The sequence below is a fragment of the Streptomyces sp. 2P-4 genome, from assembly GCF_030167965.1.
Taxonomy (GTDB): Bacteria; Actinomycetota; Actinomycetes; order Streptomycetales; family Streptomycetaceae; genus Streptomyces; species Streptomyces globosus_A.
This window is the reverse complement of the sequence record NZ_CP095011.1, coordinates 1,980,896-1,999,434: the sequence shown is the minus strand read 5'-3', so window position 1 is coordinate 1,999,434 and position 18,539 is coordinate 1,980,896. Positions and strand designations below refer to the sequence as shown.

Sequence of the window (18,539 nt, the reverse complement as noted above, 5' to 3'; positions counted from 1 at the left end):
CGGCGTTCCGGCACCCGGCCGGACCAGGCGGCCCCGACCCGCGGCGGGTACAGTTCGGAGATCAGCAGCCCTGCATGTGAGGCCCCAGTGTTGACGCAGACCACCACCCGGGTCCTTGGGCCCGGCGACCTCGACGCCGCCCTCGCCGTCCTCGGACGCGAGCCGGTCGAGAACGCCTTCGTCACCTCCCGCGTCCAGGTCGCCGGCCTCGACCCCTGGCGCCTCGGCGGCGAGATGTGGGGCTACTACGCCGACGGCGAGCTCCGCTCCCTCTGCTACGCCGGCGCCAACCTCGTCCCCGTCTGCGCCCCGCCCGACGCCGTCCGCGCCTTCGCCGACCGCGCCCGCCGCACCGGCCGCCGCTGCTCCTCCATCGTCGGCCCCGCCGAAGCCACGTCCCTGCTGTGGCGGCTCCTGGAACCCAGCTGGGGGCCCGCCCGCGAGGTCCGCGCCCACCAGCCGCTCATGGTGACCGAGCAGCCCTCCGCCGACGTCCGCCCCGACCCGCTCGTCCGCCGCATCCGCAAGGACGAGATGGACCTGATCATGCCCGCCTGCGTGGCCATGTTCACCGAAGAGGTCGGCGTCTCCCCGCTCGCCGGCGACGGCGGCCTCCTCTACCAGGCCCGCGTCGCCGAGCTCGTCGGATCCGGCCGCTCCTTCGCCCGCGTCGAGGACGGCAAGGTCGTCTTCAAGGCCGAGATCGGCGCCGCCACCCCCGCCGCCTGCCAGATCCAGGGCGTCTGGGTCGCCCCCGAGTTCCGCGGCCGCGGCCACTCCGAGACCGGCATGGCCGCCGTGGTCGAGTACGCGCTCCGCGACGTCGCCCCCGTGGTCAGCCTGTACGTCAACGACTACAACACCGCGGCACGCGCCGCCTACTGCCGCGTCGGCTTCCGCGAGGTCGGCGCGTTCATGAGCGTCCTGTTCTAGCTCCCGGGCGTACCGGCCCGCCGCGACCGCCGAGTAAGGTCACCGCATGCTGCCTACCCCCGCGGGCGACGGCCCCGCCCGGCCCGCCGGCCTGACCATCGGCCCCCTCGACCTCGCCGCCCGCGTGGACGAGGCCCTGCGCGTGCAGGCGGTGGCCTTCGGCCTCAGCGAGGAGGAGGTCGGCATCCGCCGGTACATCGTCCAGCGCCACATGACCTGCCCCGGCGCCCGCGCCCTCGGCGCCTACACCGACGACGGGGCGCTCGCCGCGTTCGTGTACGGCATGCCGAACGACCGCACCTACTGGTGGTCCTCCATCGTCGAGCCCTACCTGCGCGCCGAGGGACAGGACGGCTGGCTCGACGGCTCCTTCGTCATCACCGAGCTGCACGTCCACCCCGGCTTCCAGGGCCGCGGCGTCGGCCGCGCCCTCATCACCCGCATCACCGACAGCGCCGCCGAGCCCCGCTCGATCCTCTCCGCCATCGACGCCGAGAGCCCCGCCCGCCGGCTCTACCGCTCCCTCGGCTACACCGACCTCGCCCGCCAGGTCCACTTCCCGAGCGCGAGCCTCCCGTACGCCGTCATGGGCGCCCCGCTGCCGCTGCCGCGGCCCTGAAATCCCTTCGGCCGCCCCGCCGCCGTTCGATAGCCTCGCGGCATGGCAACGCAACACGTGCAGCGCATGTCCCGGCTGATGGCGCGGACCCTCCGCGAGGATCCGGCCGACGCCGAGACCCTCAGCCACCGCCTCCTCGTCCGCGCCGGATACGTCCGCCGCAGCTCCGCGGGCGTGTGGACGTGGCTGCCACTCGGCAAGCGGGTCCTGGAGAACGTCTCGCGCATCGTCCGCGAGGAGATGGACGCCATCGGCGGCCAGGAAGTGCTGCTGCCCGCGCTGCTGCCGAGGGAGCCGTACGAGACCAGTGGGCGCTGGTCGGAGTACGGCGACCTGCTCTTCCGGCTCAAGGACCGCAAGGGCGCCGACTACCTCCTCGGGCCCACCCACGAGGAGATCTTCACCCTGCTGGTGAAGGACCAGTGCACGTCCTACAAGGACCTGCCGGTCATCCTCTACCAGATCCAGACGAAGTACCGCGACGAGGCCCGCCCGCGCTCCGGCGTGCTGCGCGGGCGCGAGTTCCAGATGAAGGACTCGTACTCGTTCGACGTCAGCGACGAGGGCCTCGCCGAGTCGTACGCCCTGCACCGGGCCGCCTACCGGCGCATCTTCACCCGGCTGGGGCTCGACCACCGGATCGTCTCGGCGGTGTCCGGGGCGATGGGCGGCTCCGCGTCCGAGGAGTTCCTCGCGCCCGCGGCCGCCGGCGAGGACACGTTCGCCGACTGCCCTGGCTGCGGGTACGCGGCGAACACGGAGGCGGTGACGTTCCCCCTGGCCGGGGAGGGCGCGGCCGCGGCGGGGGAGCACCCGCCGCTGGAGGAGATCCCCACCCCCGGCACCCCCACCATCGAGACGCTCGCCGCGCACCTCGGCGTCCCCGCGTCCGCGACGCTGAAGAACCTCCTGGTCAAGGTCGACGGCGAGATCACCGCGGTCGGCGTGCCCGGTGACCGGGAAGTCGACCTCGGCAAGCTGGCCGAGCACCTCGCGCCCGCCGAGGTCGAACTCGTCACCGCCGAGGACTTCGCCGACCGCCCCGACCTGGTGCGCGGGTACGTCGGTCCGCAGGGCCTCGGCAAGGTCCGCTACCTCGCCGATCCGCGGGTCGCGCCCGGCACGGCCTGGGTGACCGGCGCGAACAAGCCGGACACGCACGCCCGGAACGTGGTCTGCGGCCGCGACTTCCAGGTGGACCGCTACCTCGACGTCGCCGTCGTGGAGCCCGGCGACCCCTGCCCGCAGTGCGGGGCCGGACTGCGGCTCGACCGCGCGATCGAGGTCGGCCACATCTTCCAGCTCGGCCGCAAGTACGCCGACGCCTTCGGGCTCGACGTGCTGGGCCGCGAGGGCAAGCCGGTGCGGGTCACCATGGGCAGCTACGGCATCGGCGTCTCGCGCGCCGTCGCCGCCCTCGCCGAGCAGACCGCCGATGAGCGGGGCCTGTCCTGGCCGGCGGAGGTCGCCCCGGCCGACGTCCACGTCGTCGCGGCGGGCAAGGCGGTGCAGCTCGCGCTCGCCGAACAGGCCGCGGAGGCGCTGGCCGCGGCCGGGCGGCGCGTCCTGCTGGACGACCGGGCCGGGCTCTCGCCCGGGGTGAAGCTGACCGACGCGGAGCTGATCGGCGTGCCGTGGATTCTGGTCGCGGGCCGCCGGGCAGGGGAGTCCGTGGTCGAACTCCAGCACCGGGCCTCGGGCACCCGCGAGGAACTCCCCCTCCCGGAGGCCCTGGCCCGCCTGACGTCCTGACGCCGTCCCCCGGCGGGCCCGCGGGGGCCACAGGCTCCCGCGGGGCTCCGCCCCACGGCGCCTCGAACGCCGGCGGGGCTGGAGTGTGCCGCGCTGCGCGGCTTCATGGAGGTGCAGCCCGGTGGCTCAAGAGCCGGCTTGCGGCCATCGGAACGAGATCGGCCCGACGCCGCCCGACGGCGTGCCGTGGTGGCAGGCCGTCGGGCGACGCCTGCACCTACCCGGGCGGGCGCTTTCCGCGGGCGGCGGCACGGCCGGTACGACGAGCCGTCGAGGTGCCCCTCAGGGTCGAGAACTCCGGCAGCCCCTGCACGAGTCGGCATGAGCCGGTCTCCGGGTCGACGAGGATCGGCCAGTTCCCGCCGAGCCGGATCGGACGCCCCTCCCCGTCCTTTGCCGTGGGGTGCCAGGTGAAGCCGAACACGCCTGTGACGGCCGGAGTCGCCCACAGGCCGAGTTCGCACGCCCACTCATCCCACCGCTCGATGCGGCCGCGACCGAACTCCTCCGCAAGGCGCCTCGCCTCACTCTCCTCCACCGGTCGTCCCACCTCCCGGAAGCCCAATCCACCAGCACGCCCTCGACGTCGAGGAGAAGTGCCGCCCTCCGGCGAACCGGACCCCTGCGGAGTCACGGTACTGCGCGACCGATGCGGTGGGGGATTCGGCCGCCGTCACGTGCAGGGGTCAGTCTGCGGGGGGCGGGTGCGAGCCGTTCACCTGTGGGGGCGGTCCTGGTTGTGGATCGGCCGCGGCTTCGGGGCGGGGCTGGGTGCTGCTCTCGCCGGCCGGGGGCTGCGGCTGCGCCGGTGCTTCGAGCGCCCGCTCGGCGTGCTTCGGTGTTTCGGCGGGTTCGACCGCGCGCGGCGGGTGTGTCGGCGGCCCGAGCGGTGGGGCGGCTTCGACTGCCGGGGATGCGGATCGCGGCTCGGGCTCCGGGCGCGCACCCGCCGCCGGTGCGGGATCGGGCTGGGGGTCCGGGGTGGCGCGTTCCAGGAAGCGGAGGAGTTCGACCGGGAACGGGAGGACCAGGGTGGAGTTCTTCTCCGCCGCCACGGCCACCACCGTTTGGAGGAGGCGGAGTTGGAGGGCCGCCGGCTGGTCCGACATGACTGCGGCCGCCTCGGCGAGTTTGCGGGAGGCCTGGAGTTCCGCGTCCGCGTTGATGACGCGTGCGCGGCGTTCGCGGTCGGCTTCGGCCTGGCGGGCCATGGAGCGCTTCATCGTCTCCGGGAGGGAGACGTCCTTGATCTCCACGCGGTCGATCTGGACGCCCCAGCCCACCGCCGGGCTGTCGATCATCAGCTCCAGGCCCTCGTTCAGCTTCTCCCGGTTGGAGAGGAGGTCGTCGAGGTCGGACTTGCCGATGATGGAGCGCAGCGAGGTCTGGGCCATCTGGGAGACGGCGAAGCGGTAGTCCTCGACCTCGATGATCGCGCTCGCCGGGTCGACGACCTTGAAGTAGACGACGGCGTCGACGCGGACCGTGACGTTGTCCCTGGTGATGCCCTCCTGCGCCGGCACGGGCATCGTCACGATCTGCATGTTGACCTTGTGGAGCCGGTCCACAGCCGGGATGATCATGGTGAATCCGGGCTGTCGTATGCCCTCCCTCAGGCGGCCGAAGCGGAGTACGACGCCGCGTTCGTACTGCCTGACGATGCGGGCGGCAGAGGCGGTGGCGACCGCGAGGCATACGCCCGCCGCGATCGCCGCGGTCAGCAGTTCCTGGAACATGGCGGCCTCCCTGCAGGCTGCCCGTGATACATCGGTACACCCTTATGTACCGGTATGCCCCTAAAGCCAGGCCGCGAACTCCAGCAGGAGCTCCGCATCGCGCCGCCGTCCCGCGGCCAGGGCGCGGGTGCCCGACTCGACCGCCCGGAAGAGCGTCCAGCCGCGCAGCCGGTCCCGGTCCACCTCCAGGCTGTCGGCCAGCTTGTTCACCCTGCGCCGGGCGCCCGCGGCCCCCGCCGACGAGGCCACCTGGTCCTCCAGCCGGTCCCGGACCAGCCGGGCCAGGTCGTACGCGCGCTCGCCGACCACCGGTTCCGGGCCCACGGCCAGCCACGGCGCGCGGTCGCCGGCCAGCACCTTGCCCTGCCGGAAGTTGCCGTGCAGCAGCAGCTGCTCTCCGCCCGGCCCCTGCCCCGGCCCCGTCGTCAGCTCCTCGTGCACCGCGAGCGCGGCCTCCGCCAGCGCCCCGGCCCCCGCCGAGGCGCCCGCTCCGGCCGCCCCCGCCTGCACCGCCGCGCGCAGCGCCCCGGCCTGCCGGGCCGTCCGTTCGGCGACCGTCTCGAAGGGGTGCCCCTCCGGCGGCTTCACCCACAGCCGCCGCAGCGTCCCGGAGGCCTCCAGCAGCGCCTTCGCCTCGGGCAGGGACCGCAGGGAGACCTCCGGGTGCAGCCGCTCCAGCAGCAGCGCCCCGTCCTCGGCGTGGTGGCGGGTGTCGAGGACCCGTACGGCGCCGAAGCCGCCCCAGTGGGCGAGCGCGGCCAGCTCCCGGTCGGGCCGCGCCTGCGGGGGAGCGAGCTTCAGCACGGCCGGCGTGCCGTCCTCGTACTGCACCAGCACCACCAGGCTGCTGCGCCCGCCGGGGGCCTGGACCCGCTGGGCCCGTACCGCACGCCGGTCCAGTGCCGCCTCGGCCAGCCGGGGCAGCCGCTCCAGCCAGTCGGCCGTGCTTCCGTCCCCGTCCGGCGTCTCGCCGAGCGCCCGTACGAGCCGCTGCGGCGGTTCGAAAGCCATGCGTGCGTGTTCCCCTTCAGCTGTTCCCGGCGGGCTGTGCGCGTTCCGCGAGCCCAGGGAAGGCTACGCCGCCGCCGCGCCAGCGCGCCGCGCGGACCGCCGCAGCGCTCAGCGCGTCGGCCGCCTCGCGGCGCAGCGGGCCGTCCGCCGCCCGCACCAGGTCGGCGTACGCGCCGGCCACGCGGTCCTCGATCTCCGCGGCCAGCCGCTCGGCGTCGCCGGCGCCGCGCACCTCGTACGGGAGCGCGTACGCCGGGTCGGAGGGCCGGGGGGAGCCGCCCAGGTCGCGCACGGCGCGCGCCAGCGCGTCACGGCGTGCGAGGTGGGTGCCGTGCGCCTCGCGCGCCTCGGCTGCCCGCTCGCCTGCGCGCGCGCCGACGACCCCGTACCCGTACACGGCGGCGTGCTCGGCGGCGAGCGCTGCCTGGGCGGCGTCGAGGGCGCGCCCGGCGGGGGAGGGGGCGGAGGGCGAGGGCTTCACGAGGCGGCTCCCGGGGCGGGGGTCAGCAGGTGGACGTGGACGGCGCCGCAGGCGGCGACCGAGGCCAGCATGCGGGCCAGCTCGCCGGGGGCTCCGGCCAGGGCGGCCGTGCGGGCCTCCGCGAGGGACTGCTCGGCGTCCGCAAGCGCCGCCAGTGCCCTGTCCGGCTCCGGCGGGACCTGCACCCCGCCGGCCGGCGGCGTCCCGCCCGGCGACGGCGCACCCGACGGCGCGGCGGAGCCGGACGCGGTCCCCGCCGCCTCCCCCGGAGCCCCGCCGGCCCCGTCTGCCCCGGTCGGCCAGGCCAGCGCCCCCGCGTGCGCGGCGACGGCGGAGCGCAGCGGGGCGAGGCGGCCGGCCAGCGCGGGGTGGGCGGCTGCAGTGGCGTCGTAACGTTCCAGCAGCCGTTCGCTGTCGCGGACAGCCGATGCGCGCATCCGCCGTTCGAGTGCAACACCGCTCGGCGGCGCCGGCGGGCGGGAGCCGCCGGAGCAGCCGCTGGCCAGTACCGCGCCGGCCGTGGCGGCCGCGCCGGCGAGCAGGCTCCTGCGCGAGGGTCCGGTGGGAGGGGTCCAGGGCACGGCGACGTCCTCGGGGGGTGGGGAAGGGCAGGGTGTGATCACGGTACCCGGGGGCTTGTCCACAGGGCGGACGGCAACACCCTCCGCGACCGGATACCCTTTGGTCTGACACGCGACGTAACCCACAACAGCACACGCGGCCGAGGAGTCACCCGGATGAGCACCACCCAGAGCGACAGGCTGCGCGGATTGCTGGAGCCGCTCGTCGCCGCCAGGGGCCTTGATCTCGAGGACATCGAGCTGTCGAAGGCCGGCAAGCGCCGGATGCTGCGCATCATCGTGGATTCCGACGAGGGCGTGGAACTGGACGCGTGTGCCGAGCTGAGCCGCGAGGTCTCCGACAGGCTGGACGAGACCGACGCGATGGGCGAGGGCGAGTACGTCCTGGAGGTGAGCTCGCCGGGCGCCGACCGCCCGCTGACCGAGCACCGCCACTACGTCCGGGCGATCGGCCGCCTGGTGAAGTTCCAGCTGTCCGATGGCGGGGAACTGATCGCCCGCATTCTCGGCGTCGACGACGAGGGCATGGACCTCGAGGTCCCCGGTGTGAAGGGCCGCAAGGCCACCGCGCGCCGCATCGCGTTCGCCGACGTCGCCAGGGCGCGTGTCGAGATCGAGTTCAACCGCAAGGACAAGAAGGAAGAGGAGGCGTAGCCGTGGACATCGACATGAGTGCCCTGCGGGGTCTGGTCCGGGAGAAGGAGATCTCCTTCGACCTGCTCGTCGAGGCGATCGAGTCGGCCCTCCTCATCGCGTACCACCGCACCGAGGGCAGCTTCCGCCGGGCGCGCGTGGAGCTGGACCGCACCAACGGGCACGTTGTCGTGTGGGCGATGGAGGACCCGCGGGACCTGGAGGAGGGGCAGGAGCCCAAGGAGTTCGACGACACGCCGTCGGACTTCGGGCGGATCGCCGCGACGACCGCCAAGCAGGTGATCCTCCAGCGTCTGCGCGACGCCGAGGACGACCTGACGTTCGGCGAGTTCGCCGGCCGCGAGGGCGACGTCATGACGGGTGTCGTCCAGCAGGGCAAGGACCCCAAGAACGTCCTCGTCGACATCGGCAAGCTGGAGGCCATCCTGCCGGTGCAGGAGCAGGTCCCCGGCGAGGAGTACCCGCACGGGCTGCGCCTCAAGGCGTACGTCGTCCGGGTGGCGAAGGGGGTCCGCGGCCCGTCGGTGACGCTGTCGCGGACCCACCCCAACCTGGTGAAGAAGCTCTTCGCGCTGGAGGTCCCGGAGATCGCGGACGGCAGCGTCGAGATCGCGGCGATCGCCCGCGAGGCCGGCCACCGCACGAAGATCGCCGTACGGTCGACCCGTTCGGGCCTCAACCCGAAGGGCGCCTGCATCGGCCCGATGGGCGCCCGCGTGCGCAACGTCATGGCCGAGCTGCACGGCGAGAAGATCGACATCGTCGACTGGTCGGACGACCCGGCGGAGATGGTGGCGAACGCCCTGTCACCCGCCCGGGTGAGCAAGGTCGAGGTCGTCGACTGGGACTCGCGCTCCGCGCGGGTGACCGTCCCCGACTACCAGCTGTCGCTGGCCATCGGCAAGGAGGGCCAGAACGCCCGCCTCGCCGCGCGGCTGACCGGCTGGCGCATCGACATCCGCCCCGACACGGAGGCGTCCCCGGACGCCGACCGGGCCCGGGGCGGGGAATAAAACCGCTACCCGCGGGCGCTCCCTGCGGGTACACAGTTCAAGACAGCAGATCGCGACAACGTCCGTTCGATTTTGCGCCCGAAGGGGTGAGGTCGGTACGGGGAGGTAGACTTAGGCGTGTCTGGCCGGACGCAAGCCCGCGCATGCCCCGAACGCACCTGTGTGGGGTGCCGGGCGCGAGCGGCCAAGAGCGAACTGCTGCGCATCGTGGCGGTCGGGGACGCGTGCGTCCCCGATCCTCGCGGTACGCTGCCCGGCCGGGGTGCCTACGTGCACCCCGCCGCGGTGTGCGTCGACAAGGCGGTCCGCCGCAGGGCGTTCCCCCGGGCCCTCAGGTCCCCGGGCGCGCTCGACACGGCCGGACTGAGCGACGCCGTGGCCGCTGTGGCCGCGGCGGCACCGTAAGAAGTAGTACGGCACGGACACCCCGTGCGGTCAGGTACCTCGCGAGTTGGAAGTAGGTCGAGATTGCGATGAGCACTCGATGAGTACGCGATGAGTACGCCCATGAAGTAGCGACGGTCCGGCGCAACCCGGACCTCAAAGGAGCGAAGTGGCTAAGGTCCGGGTATACGAACTCGCCAAGGAGTTCGGAGTGGAGAGCAAGGTCGTCATGGCCAAGCTCCAGGAACTCGGTGAGTTCGTCCGTTCGGCGTCCTCGACGATCGAGGCGCCGGTTGTGCGCAAGTTGACCGACGCACTGCAGGGGCCCGGCGGCAACGCCGGCAAGTCCGCTGCCAAGCCGGGAGCGCCCCGCAAGGCCGCCCCCGCCAAGCCCGGGGTCCCGACCCCTGGCCCCATTGCACGTCCCGCCGCCCCGAAGCCCGGCGCCCCGGCCCCCAAGCCGGCCGCAGCCGAGGCCCCGGCAGCGCCTGCCCCGGTGACTCCGGCCTCTCCCGGCCCGCGTCCCGGCCCGAAGGCTCCGGCCGCCCCGAAGCCCGCTCCGGCGGCGCCCGTGGCGACCGAGTTCACCGCACCCCCGGCCGCGCCCGCGCGTCCGGCCCAGGGTGCGACCCCCGGCCCGCGCCCGACGCAGCAGCGTCCCGCGGCCGGCGGCCAGGGCGGTGCCCGTCCCGGCGCCCCGCGCCCCGGTGCGACCCCGGGTGCCCAGGCCCCGCGCCCCGGCGGCGCGGCCCCCGGCCCCCGTCCGGGTGCCCGCCCCGCGGGTCCCCGCCCGGGCAACAACCCGTTCACCTCCGGCGGCTCCACCGGCATGGCGCGCCCGCAGGCGCCCCGTCCGGGCGGCGCACCGCGCCCCGGCGCCCCGGTGCCGGCGGCGCCGGCGCCCCGCGTCCGCAGGCCGGTCCCGGCGGCGGCCCGCGTCCGCAGGCCCCGGCGGTCCCCGTCCCACCCCGGGCGGCATGCCCCGCCCGCAGGGCCCGCGCCCGACGCCGGGCGGCAACCGCCCGAACCCCGGCATGATGCCGCAGCGTCCCGCGGCCGGCGGTCCCGGCCCGCGTCCCGGCGGCGGCCCCGGCCGTCCCGGTGCCGGCGGTCCCCGTCCGGGCGGCGCCGGCCGTCCCGGCGGCGGCGGCTTCGCCGGCCGTCCGGCCGGTCGGGCTCGCGCCCGGCGGGCGGCGGCTTCGGCGGCCCGCGTCCGGGTGGCGGCGGCTTCGGCGGCGGCCCGGGTGGCGGCGGCGGCCGTCCCGGCTTCGGCGGCCGTCCCGGCGGCCCCGGTGCCCGCGGCGGCACGCAGGGCGCGTTCGGCCGTCCCGGCGGTCCGGCCCGCCGCGGCCGCAAGTCGAAGCGGCAGCGGCGCCAGGAGTACGAGGCCATGCAGGCCCCGTCCGTCGGCGGCGTGATGCTGCCCCGCGGCAACGGCGAGACCGTTCGCCTGTCGCGCGGTGCGTCCCTCACCGACTTCGCGGAGAAGATCAACGCCAACCCGGCGTCGCTGGTCGCGGTCATGATGAACCTCGGCGAGATGGTCACGGCCACGCAGTCCGTGTCCGACGCGACCCTCCAGCTCCTCGCCGACGAGATGAACTACACGGTTCAGATCGTCAGCCCGGAGGAGGAGGACCGCGAGCTGCTCGAGTCCTTCGACATCGAGTTCGGCGAGGACGAGGGCGGCGAGGAGTTCCTGGTCGCGCGTCCGCCGGTCGTCACCGTCATGGGCCACGTCGACCACGGCAAGACCCGCCTCCTCGACGCCATCCGCAAGACCAACGTCGTCGCGGGCGAGGCCGGCGGCATCACCCAGCACATCGGTGCCTACCAGGTCGCGACCCAGGTCAACGACGAGGACCGCAAGATCACCTTCATCGACACCCCGGGTCACGAGGCGTTCACCGCCATGCGTGCCCGCGGTGCGAAGTCGACCGACATCGCGATCCTCGTGGTGGCGGCCAACGACGGTGTCATGCCGCAGACGATCGAGGCCCTGAACCACGCCAAGGCGGCCGACGTGCCGATCGTGGTCGCGGTCAACAAGATCGACGTCGAGGGCGCCGACCCGACGAAGGTGCGCGGCCAGCTCACCGAGTACGGCCTGGTGGCCGAGGAGTACGGCGGCGACACGATGTTCGTCGACATCTCCGCCAAGCAGGGCCTGAACATCGACAAGCTGCTCGAGGCCGTGGTCCTGACCGCGGACGCCGCGCTCGACCTGCGCGCCAACCCCGAGCAGGACGCCCAGGGCATCGCGATCGAGTCCCACCTCGACCGCGGCCGCGGTGCCGTCTCGACCGTCCTCGTCCAGCGCGGCACGCTGCGCATCGGCGACACGATGGTCGTGGGCGACGCGTACGGCCGTGTCCGCGCCATGCTCGACGACAAGGGCAACAACGTCGAGCAGGCGGGTCCGTCGACCCCCGTCCTGGTCCTGGGTCTCACCAACGTCCCCGGCGCCGGCGACAACTTCCTCGTCGTCGACGAGGACCGTACGGCCCGCCAGATCGCCGAGAAGCGCGCGGCGCGCGAGCGCAACGCCAACTTCGCCAAGCGCGTCCGTCGCGTGTCCCTCGAGGACCTCGACTCCGTGCTCAAGGCCGGTCTGGTCCAGGAACTCAACCTCATCATCAAGGGCGACGCGTCCGGTGCGGTCGAGGCCCTGGAGTCCTCGCTGCTCCAGCTCGACGTCGGCGAAGAGGTCGACATCCGCGTCCTGCACCGCGGTGTGGGTGCGGTCACCGAGTCCGACATCGACCTGGCGATGGGCTCCGACGCCATCGTCATCGGCTACAACGTCCGCGCGGCCGGCCGTGCCGCGCAGATGGCGGAGCGCGAGGGCGTCGACGTCCGGTACTACTCGGTGATCTACCAGGCCATCGAGGAGATCGAGGCGGCCCTGAAGGGCCTGCTGAAGCCGGAGTACGAAGAGGTCGAGCTCGGTACCGCGGAGGTCCGCGAGGTCTTCCGCTCGTCCAAGCTGGGCAACATCGCGGGTGTCCTCATCCGCTCCGGCGAGGTCAAGCGCAACACCAAGGCGCGCCTGCTCCGCGACGGCAAGGTCGTCGCAGAGAACCTCACGATCACCGGTCTGCGCCGCTTCAAGGACGATGTCACCGAGATCCGCGAAGGCTTCGAGGGCGGTATCAACCTCGGCAACTTCAACGACATCAAGATCGACGACATCATCGCGACGTACGAGATGCGCGAGAAGCCCCGCGCGTAAGCGCGAGGCGGTTCGTACCGTGTCGTGACCGGGGCCGGTCGGCGGAGTATTTCCGTCGATCGGCCCCGGCCGTTGCGTGTACGGTTCTGGTGACCCTGCCGCCAGTCGGCCGGCAGGCCACCGAACCCGGACCGGCGGGACATCCGGAACTGCATGTACGTGGGGACTCTGTCCTTCGACCTGCTCCTCGGCGACGTCCACTCGCTGAAGGAGAAACGCTCCGTCGTCAGGCCCATCGTCGCCGAGCTCCAGCGGAAGTTCTCCGTGAGCGCGGCAGAGGTGGCCGACCAGGAACTGCACCGCCGGGCCCGTATCGGGGTCGCGCTGGTGAGCGGCGACACGGGGTACCTCTCGGACGTACTGGACCGCTGCGAGCGGCTGGTCGCGGCGCGTCCGGAAGTGGAGCTGCTGTCGGTGCGCAGGCGGCTCCACGGTGATGAAGACTGAATGCAAGGAAAGAAGGAGACGGACCAGTGGCCGACAATGCGCGGGCGAAGAAGCTGGCGGACCTCATCCGGGAGGTGGTGGCCGAGAAGCTGCAGCGAGGTGTCAAGGACCCCCGCCTCGGGACCCACGTGACCATCACGGACACCCGGGTCACCGGCGACCTGCGGGAGGCGACGGTCTTCTACACGGTCTACGGCGACGACGAGGACCGCGCCAGCGCGGCGGCGGGCCTGGAGAGCGCCAAGGGCGTCCTGCGCTCGGCGGTCGGCCGGGCGGCGGGCACCAAGTTCACGCCCACCCTGACGTTCGTCGCGGACGCCCTGCCGGAGAACGCGCGGACCATCGAGGACCTCCTCGACAAGGCGCGCGCCTCCGACGCCCAGGTCCGGGAGGTGTCCTCCGGTGCCGAGTACGCCGGCGGCGCCGACCCGTACAAGAAGTCCGGCGACGACGAGGACGCAACCGCGTAATGAGCACCAACGCAGGGAAGGCGCCGGACGGCCTTGTCATCGTCGACAAGCCGTCCGGCTTCACTTCGCACGACGTGGTCGCGAAGATGCGCGGGATCGCCAGGACCCGCCGCGTCGGCCACGCGGGCACGCTCGACCCGATGGCGACGGGCGTGCTCGTCCTGGGCGTCGAGAAGGCCACCAAGCTCCTCGGCCACCTCGCGCTCACGGAGAAGGAGTACCTCGGCACCATCCGCCTCGGCCAGAACACCCTGACCGACGACGCCGAGGGCGAGATCACCTCCTCCGCGGACGCCTCCGCGGTCACCCGCGAGGCCGTCGACGCGGGCGTCGCCAAGCTGACGGGCGAGATCATGCAGGTCCCGTCGAAGGTCAGCGCCATCAAGATCAAGGGCGTGCGGTCCTACAAGCGCGCCCGCGACGGCGAGGACTTCGACATCCCGGCCCGGCCGGTGACCATCTCGTCGTTCCGGGTGTACGACATGCGCGAGGCCGAGGCGGAGGACGGCACGAAGGTCGTCGACCTGGTCGTCTCCGTCGTCTGCTCCAGCGGTACGTACATCCGCGCCCTCGCCCGGGACCTCGGCGCCGACCTCGGCACCGGCGGCCACCTGACCGCGCTGCGGCGCACCCGCGTGGGCCCGTACAAGCTGGACCGGGCGCGGACCCTGGAGCAGCTCCAGGAGGAGCTGACCGTCATGCCGATCGGCGACGCGGCCGCCGCGGCGTTCCCCCGATGGGACCTGGACGCCCGCCGGGCCTCGCTGCTCGGCAACGGCGTCCGGATCGAGATGCCGGAGGAGTACGCGGACCGCGGGCCGATCGCGGTCTTCGGGCCGCAGGGGCAGCTGCTCGGCCTGGTGGAGAGCAAGGGCGGCAAGGCGAAGTCGCTGGCGGTCTTCGCCTGACCTGCGCTGACCCGCGCCTGGCCCCCGGCGTACGCCGGCCCCGCGCGGCGGCGTTGACGTGGAGCGGCGAGCGCCCACCGGCTTCTGCTCACCGCTCCACGACCCCCCTCGGTCAGTCTCTATCCACCGGGGCCCCTTTGTTCACCCGTCCGGGCAGGCGCGCGGAGTGACTGGACGGAGCGCAAGGGGGCGCTTTTCGCCGGCCGCCCGCCTGTGGGCGCCGGGCGGACGTCCGGTGCGCCTCGCGTGCCTCCCGCGGAGGTGACACAGAGCCCGGCCCGGCCCGACACCGATGCGGGACGCCGGGCGGGGGCATGGCAGTCTTAGACCTGGTATCGGCAGGACACAGGACAGGGCCTACACGGTTCGGGCGAGGAGCGGTCACAGTGCAGCGCTGGCGTGGCTTGGAGGACATCCCCCAGGACTGGGGGCGCAGCGTCGTCACCATCGGCTCGTACGACGGTGTGCACCGGGGCCACCAGCTGATCATCGGGCGTGCCGTCGCCAGGGCGCGGGAGCTCGGTGTGCCGTCCGTCGTGGTCACCTTCGACCCGCACCCCAGCGAGGTCGTCCGCCCCGGCAGCCACCCGCCGATCCTGGCGCCGTACGACCGGCGCGCCGAGCTGATGGCCGGGCTGGGGGTGGACGCGCTGCTGATCCTGCCGTTCACGGCGGAGTTCTCGCAGCTCTCCCCGTCCGACTTCATCGTGAAGGTGCTCGTCGACAAGCTGCACGCGCGCGCCGTCATCGAGGGCCCGAACTTCCGCTTCGGCCACCGCGCCGCCGGAAACGTCGACTTCCTGCGCGAGCTGGGCGCCACGTACGACTACGAGGTCGAGGTCGTCGACCTCTTCGAGCGGGGCACCGCGGGCGGCGGCGTGCCGTTCTCCTCCACGCTGGCCCGCAAGCTGGTCGCCGAGGGCGACATGGAGGGCGCCGCCGAGGTGCTGGGCCGCCCGCACCGCGTCGAGGGCGTCGTCGTGCGCGGCGCGCAGCGCGGGCGCGAGCTGGGCTACCCCACGGCCAACGTCGAGACCCCGCCGCACACGGCGATCCCCGCGGACGGCGTGTACGCGGGCTGGCTGACCGCGAACGGCGAGCGGATGCCGGCGGCGATCTCGGTGGGGACGAACCTGCAGTTCGACGCCACCGAGCGGACCGTGGAGGCGTACGCGATCGACCGGATCGGCCTCGACCTGTACGGGCTGCACGTCACCGTGGACTTCCTCGCCTACGTGCGGGGCATGGCCCGGTTCGAGTCGCTGGACGGCCTGCTGGAGGCCATCGCGGACGACGTGAAGCGGGCGCGGGCGCTGACCCAGGAGTACGACGCGCGGCACGCGCTGCACTGAGCGCGCGGAGCAGCGGCGAAGGGCCCGAGCCCCCCGGAGGGGGCACGGGCCCTTCGGCGTCGGCCCTCAGCCGAGGCGCGGGTCGCGCGGGGGCTGCTGGCCCGGCTGCGGCTGCTGCGGCCAGGGTCCGCCCGGCTGGGCGGGGTACGGCTGCGCGGGCTGAGGGTAGGGCTGCGGGTAGCCGGTCGGAGCGCCCTGGGGGTGGGCCTGGGGGTGCGGCTGCCCGTACGGCTGCCCCGGGGCCGCCGGCGGCTGCGGGGCTCCCCACTGCTGCGGGGGCGCCTGCCGGGCGGCGCGGACGAAGTCCTCGGCCACGAGGGAGGCGAGGTGGAAGTACGCCTCGCGGGTCTTCGGCCGCATCAGGTCGAGGTCGACCTCGGCGCCGGCGGCGAGGTGCTCGTCGAAGGGCACCACGACGACGCCGCGGCAGCGGGTCTCGAAGTGCTGGACGATGTCCTCGGTCTTGATCATCTTGCTGGTCTCGCGGACCCCGGAGATGACGGTGAGGGAGCGCGAGACGAGGTCGCCGTACCCGTGCGCGGAGAGCCAGTCGAGCGTGGTGCTGGCGCTGCTCGCGCCGTCCACGGACGGCGTCGAGATGATGATCAGCTGGTCGGCGAGATCCAGGACGCCGCGCATCGCCGAGTAGAGCAGGCCGGTGCCGGAGTCGGTGAGGATGATCGGGTACTGGCGGCCGAGCGTGTCGATGACGCGGCGGTAGTCCTCGTCGTTGAACGTGGTCGACACGGCCGGGTCGACGTCGTTCGCGATGATCTCCAGGCCGGAGGGGGCCTGCGAGGTGAACCGCCGGATGTCCATGTACGAGTTCAGGTACGGGATCGCCTGGACCAGGTCCCGGATGGTCGCCCCGGTCTCGCGGCGGACCCGGCGGCCGAGGGTGCCGGCGTCCGGGTTCGCGTCGATGGCCAGGATCTTGTCCTGGCGCTCGCTGGCCAGGGTCGCGCCGAGCGCGGTGGTCGTCGTCGTCTTGCCGACGCCGCCCTTGAGGCTGATCACGGCGATCCGGTAGCAGGACATCACCGGGGTGCGGATCAGCTCCAGCCTGCGCAGGCGCTCGGCCTCGGCCGCCTTGCCGCCGAAGCGGAAGCCCGCCCGCTGCGGCTTGGGCTTCTGCTTGCCGCGCAGCAGCCGGTCGGAGGACAGCTCGACGGCCGCCGTGTACCCGAGCGGCGCGCCGCCCGCGGCGGGGCCGGGCTGGTAGTGCGGGTCGTGCGGCTGCGGACCGGGTTGCGGGCCGGCCGGCCACTGGGCTGCGGTCCGCGGGTCGATCTGCGGCTGCGGCTGCTGCGGCTGCGGCTGGGCGGGGGCATGCAGCGGCGCGGCCTCGGCGGCCGGCGCCGGCGCCGAGGGCGGGTAGGCGTAGCCGCCGGCGTTGGCGGGGGCCTGGGGCGGGAAGCCGTAGCCCTGCGGGGCCGCGGGGGCCTGCGAGGCGGGCGGGTAGGCGTACCCGCCCACCGCGGGCGCGGGCGCGTAGGGGTGGCCGCCCGCCGCGCCGGGGGCCTGGGGCGGGAAGCCGTTGCCCTGGGGGGTCGCCGGGGGAGCGTACGGGGAAGGGGCCGGCTGCTGCGGGGGAGCGTCGGCCGGCGCCGGAGCAGCGGGGAACGCCTGCGGCGCCGGCGGTGCTTCGGCGGCGGGTGCGTACCCGGCGGGCGTGTACCCGGCGGGCACCGCATCGGCCGGAGCCGGCTCGGATGCTGCCGGGGGCAGGGCCGTCCCCTCGGCCGGGGCAGCCGGGTGGGGGACCGCACCGGAGGCGCCGGCCGGCTTGCCCAGCACGATGCCCCGCCCGGACGAGGCGGTCCCGGGCGCCTGGAGCTGCGGCACGCCGAAGGACGGCGTCCCGGATGCCGGGGCCTGCGGGGAGGGCGCGGGCAGCGCCGGGACCGCGCCGTCGGAGGGCGCCGGTACGGGAGCGGGCGCCGAGGGCGCGGCCGCGTCTGCCGGTACGGGCGTCAGCGCGGGCGGTACGGCCGCGTCGGCCGGGAGGTGCTGCGGCACCTCGGCCGGTGCCGCCGGGAAGGCCGGTCCGGGCGCCGGCGCACCCTCGGCCGGGCCTGCCGCGAAGGACTGCCCGGCCTGCGGTGCGTCGGCCGGAGCCGGTGCCTCGGGGAAGGCCGGTGCGGGCGCGCTGTCGGCCGGACCCGCCGTGAACGGCTGCCCGGCCCGCGGTGCTTCGGCCGGTGCCGGTACGGGCGCCGCCGTGCCCTCGGCAGAGGTGAGCGGCTGCGCGGCCTGCGGCGCGTCGGCCGGAGCCGGAGCCCCGGGGAAGGCCGGTGCGGGCGCGGGCGCGCCCTCGTCGGCGGCGAAGGGCTGCGGCGCCTCGGCCTGAGCCGGTACGGACGTCTCCGGGAAGGCGGGTCCGGCCGGCAGCGCGGGGGCGTCGGCCGGGTCCGCGGCCAGGGGCTGCGGTGCCTCGGCCGGGGTCGGGCCGGGCGCGGGGGCCGTCGGCGCGGCATCCGCCGTCGGCGCGGGCGCCGACGCCGGGTCAGGAACGGCCGGGGCAGCGGGGTCCGGAGCCGGCGCGGCCGTGTCCGCGGTGCGCGCCGGGGGAGCCATGCGCATCGTCGGAGGCGAGGCGAGCTCCGAGGGCCGGTGCGGTTCGAAGCCGCTGCCCTCGGGCAGCGCGGGGACGGGCGAGGCCGGGGCCGCGCCCTGCGTGTACCAGGCGGGCGGCGTGTAGTCGATGGTGAACTCGCCCGTCACCTCGGGCTCCGCGTCGGACTGATCGTCCGTCGGGACGTCCCACGCCCCGCCGCGCCTCTCGTTCCGATCGCCGCTCACTCGTCCTCCTGGTCTGTCGAACACCGGTCCGGCGCCGCTCGGCGCCACGCCCACGCCCAGCCTAATCGGGCGCCGACGCCGGTGTCCGCCCCCGTCGGGCGACGCCCCCGCCCCCTGCCGGTTCCCCGCGCCTGCGGCCCCGCACCGCGCCACTCCTGCGGCGC

General features: G+C 74.5%; 15 protein-coding genes and 1 pseudogene. 11 read left to right on the top strand and 5 right to left on the bottom strand.

All coding sequences use genetic code 11. From position 1 onward, the window contains the following. Nucleotides 1-87: 87 nt before the first annotated feature. Genes MUK52_RS08260 through MUK52_RS08250 form a run of 3 tightly spaced genes read left to right on the top strand, consistent with a single transcriptional unit; the run spans nt 88 to nt 3,304 of the window. Nucleotides 88-933 carry a GNAT family N-acetyltransferase gene (locus MUK52_RS08260; protein WP_284575367.1) on the top strand — a complete coding sequence of 282 codons (846 nt, stop codon included), beginning with the start codon at nt 88-90 and terminating at the stop codon, nt 931-933. Nucleotides 934-979: 46 nt separating this feature from the next. After that, nucleotides 980-1,552, top strand: coding sequence for a GNAT family N-acetyltransferase (locus MUK52_RS08255; protein WP_284575364.1), 573 nt, complete (start codon nt 980-982; stop codon nt 1,550-1,552). Between the two features lie 42 nt (nt 1,553-1,594). Further along, on the top strand, nt 1,595-3,304 hold the full coding sequence (locus tag MUK52_RS08250) for a proline--tRNA ligase (RefSeq protein ID WP_114054430.1): 1,710 nt from the start codon (nt 1,595-1,597) through the stop codon (nt 3,302-3,304). A 686-nt stretch (nt 3,305-3,990) separates the two neighbouring features. On the opposite strand, the gene MUK52_RS08245 is transcribed toward MUK52_RS08250, so the two are convergent. From MUK52_RS08245 to MUK52_RS08230, 4 genes are read right to left on the bottom strand one after another with little or no spacing between them, the layout of a single operon-like run. Then, nucleotides 3,991-5,040, bottom strand: a complete 1,050-nt coding sequence (locus MUK52_RS08245) for a slipin family protein (protein WP_114054431.1) — start codon at nt 5,038-5,040, stop codon at nt 3,991-3,993. Between the two features lie 60 nt (nt 5,041-5,100). Then, nucleotides 5,101-6,051: an aminoglycoside phosphotransferase family protein gene (locus MUK52_RS08240; protein ID WP_114054432.1), complete on the bottom strand. Its 951-nt coding sequence runs from the start codon at nt 6,049-6,051 to the stop codon at nt 5,101-5,103. A gap of 16 nt (nt 6,052-6,067) precedes the next feature. Beyond that, the gene (locus MUK52_RS08235; RefSeq protein WP_246042357.1) at nt 6,068-6,532 is read right to left on the bottom strand and encodes a DUF4439 domain-containing protein; all 465 of its coding nucleotides are present in this window, start codon (nt 6,530-6,532) and stop codon (nt 6,068-6,070) included. After that, complete coding sequence (locus tag MUK52_RS08230) at nt 6,529-7,113, bottom strand: hypothetical protein (protein ID WP_246042360.1); 585 nt, start codon at nt 7,111-7,113, stop codon at nt 6,529-6,531. Before MUK52_RS08230 ends, MUK52_RS08235 begins: the two co-directional genes overlap by 4 nt. A gap of 156 nt (nt 7,114-7,269) precedes the next feature. Between MUK52_RS08230 and rimP the strand changes: the two genes are divergently transcribed. From rimP to MUK52_RS08190, 8 genes and pseudogenes are all read left to right on the top strand, one after another. Next, nucleotides 7,270-7,767 carry a ribosome maturation factor RimP gene (rimP, locus tag MUK52_RS08225; protein ID WP_114054433.1) on the top strand — a complete coding sequence of 166 codons (498 nt, stop codon included), beginning with the start codon at nt 7,270-7,272 and terminating at the stop codon, nt 7,765-7,767. A 2-nt stretch (nt 7,768-7,769) separates the two neighbouring features. Further along, nucleotides 7,770-8,780: a transcription termination factor NusA gene (nusA, locus tag MUK52_RS08220; protein WP_114054434.1), complete on the top strand. Its 1,011-nt coding sequence runs from the start codon at nt 7,770-7,772 to the stop codon at nt 8,778-8,780. A gap of 117 nt (nt 8,781-8,897) precedes the next feature. Further along, on the top strand, nt 8,898-9,185 hold the full coding sequence (locus MUK52_RS08215) for a YlxR family protein (protein WP_114054435.1): 288 nt from the start codon (nt 8,898-8,900) through the stop codon (nt 9,183-9,185). 148 nt (nt 9,186-9,333) lie between these two features. Next, a pseudogene (gene infB, locus MUK52_RS08210) lies at nt 9,334-12,396 on the top strand (translation initiation factor IF-2). A gap of 153 nt (nt 12,397-12,549) precedes the next feature. Continuing rightward, nucleotides 12,550-12,843, top strand: coding sequence for a DUF503 domain-containing protein (locus MUK52_RS08205; protein ID WP_114054437.1), 294 nt, complete (start codon nt 12,550-12,552; stop codon nt 12,841-12,843). A gap of 26 nt (nt 12,844-12,869) precedes the next feature. Beyond that, complete coding sequence (gene rbfA / locus MUK52_RS08200; RefSeq protein ID WP_114054438.1) at nt 12,870-13,313, top strand: 30S ribosome-binding factor RbfA; 444 nt, start codon at nt 12,870-12,872, stop codon at nt 13,311-13,313. Next, complete coding sequence (truB, locus tag MUK52_RS08195; RefSeq protein ID WP_114054439.1) at nt 13,313-14,221, top strand: tRNA pseudouridine(55) synthase TruB; 909 nt, start codon at nt 13,313-13,315, stop codon at nt 14,219-14,221. The genes rbfA and truB overlap by 1 nt, the downstream gene beginning before the upstream one ends. Nucleotides 14,222-14,607: 386 nt before the next feature. After that, the gene (locus tag MUK52_RS08190) at nt 14,608-15,573 is read left to right on the top strand and encodes a bifunctional riboflavin kinase/FAD synthetase (RefSeq protein WP_114054440.1); all 966 of its coding nucleotides are present in this window, start codon (nt 14,608-14,610) and stop codon (nt 15,571-15,573) included. Between the two features lie 66 nt (nt 15,574-15,639). Here the strand turns inward: MUK52_RS08190 and MUK52_RS08185 are convergent, their stop codons facing one another. After that, nucleotides 15,640-18,375: an SCO5717 family growth-regulating ATPase gene (locus MUK52_RS08185; protein ID WP_284575353.1), complete on the bottom strand. Its 2,736-nt coding sequence runs from the start codon at nt 18,373-18,375 to the stop codon at nt 15,640-15,642. Between the last annotated feature and the right edge of the window lie 164 nt (nt 18,376-18,539).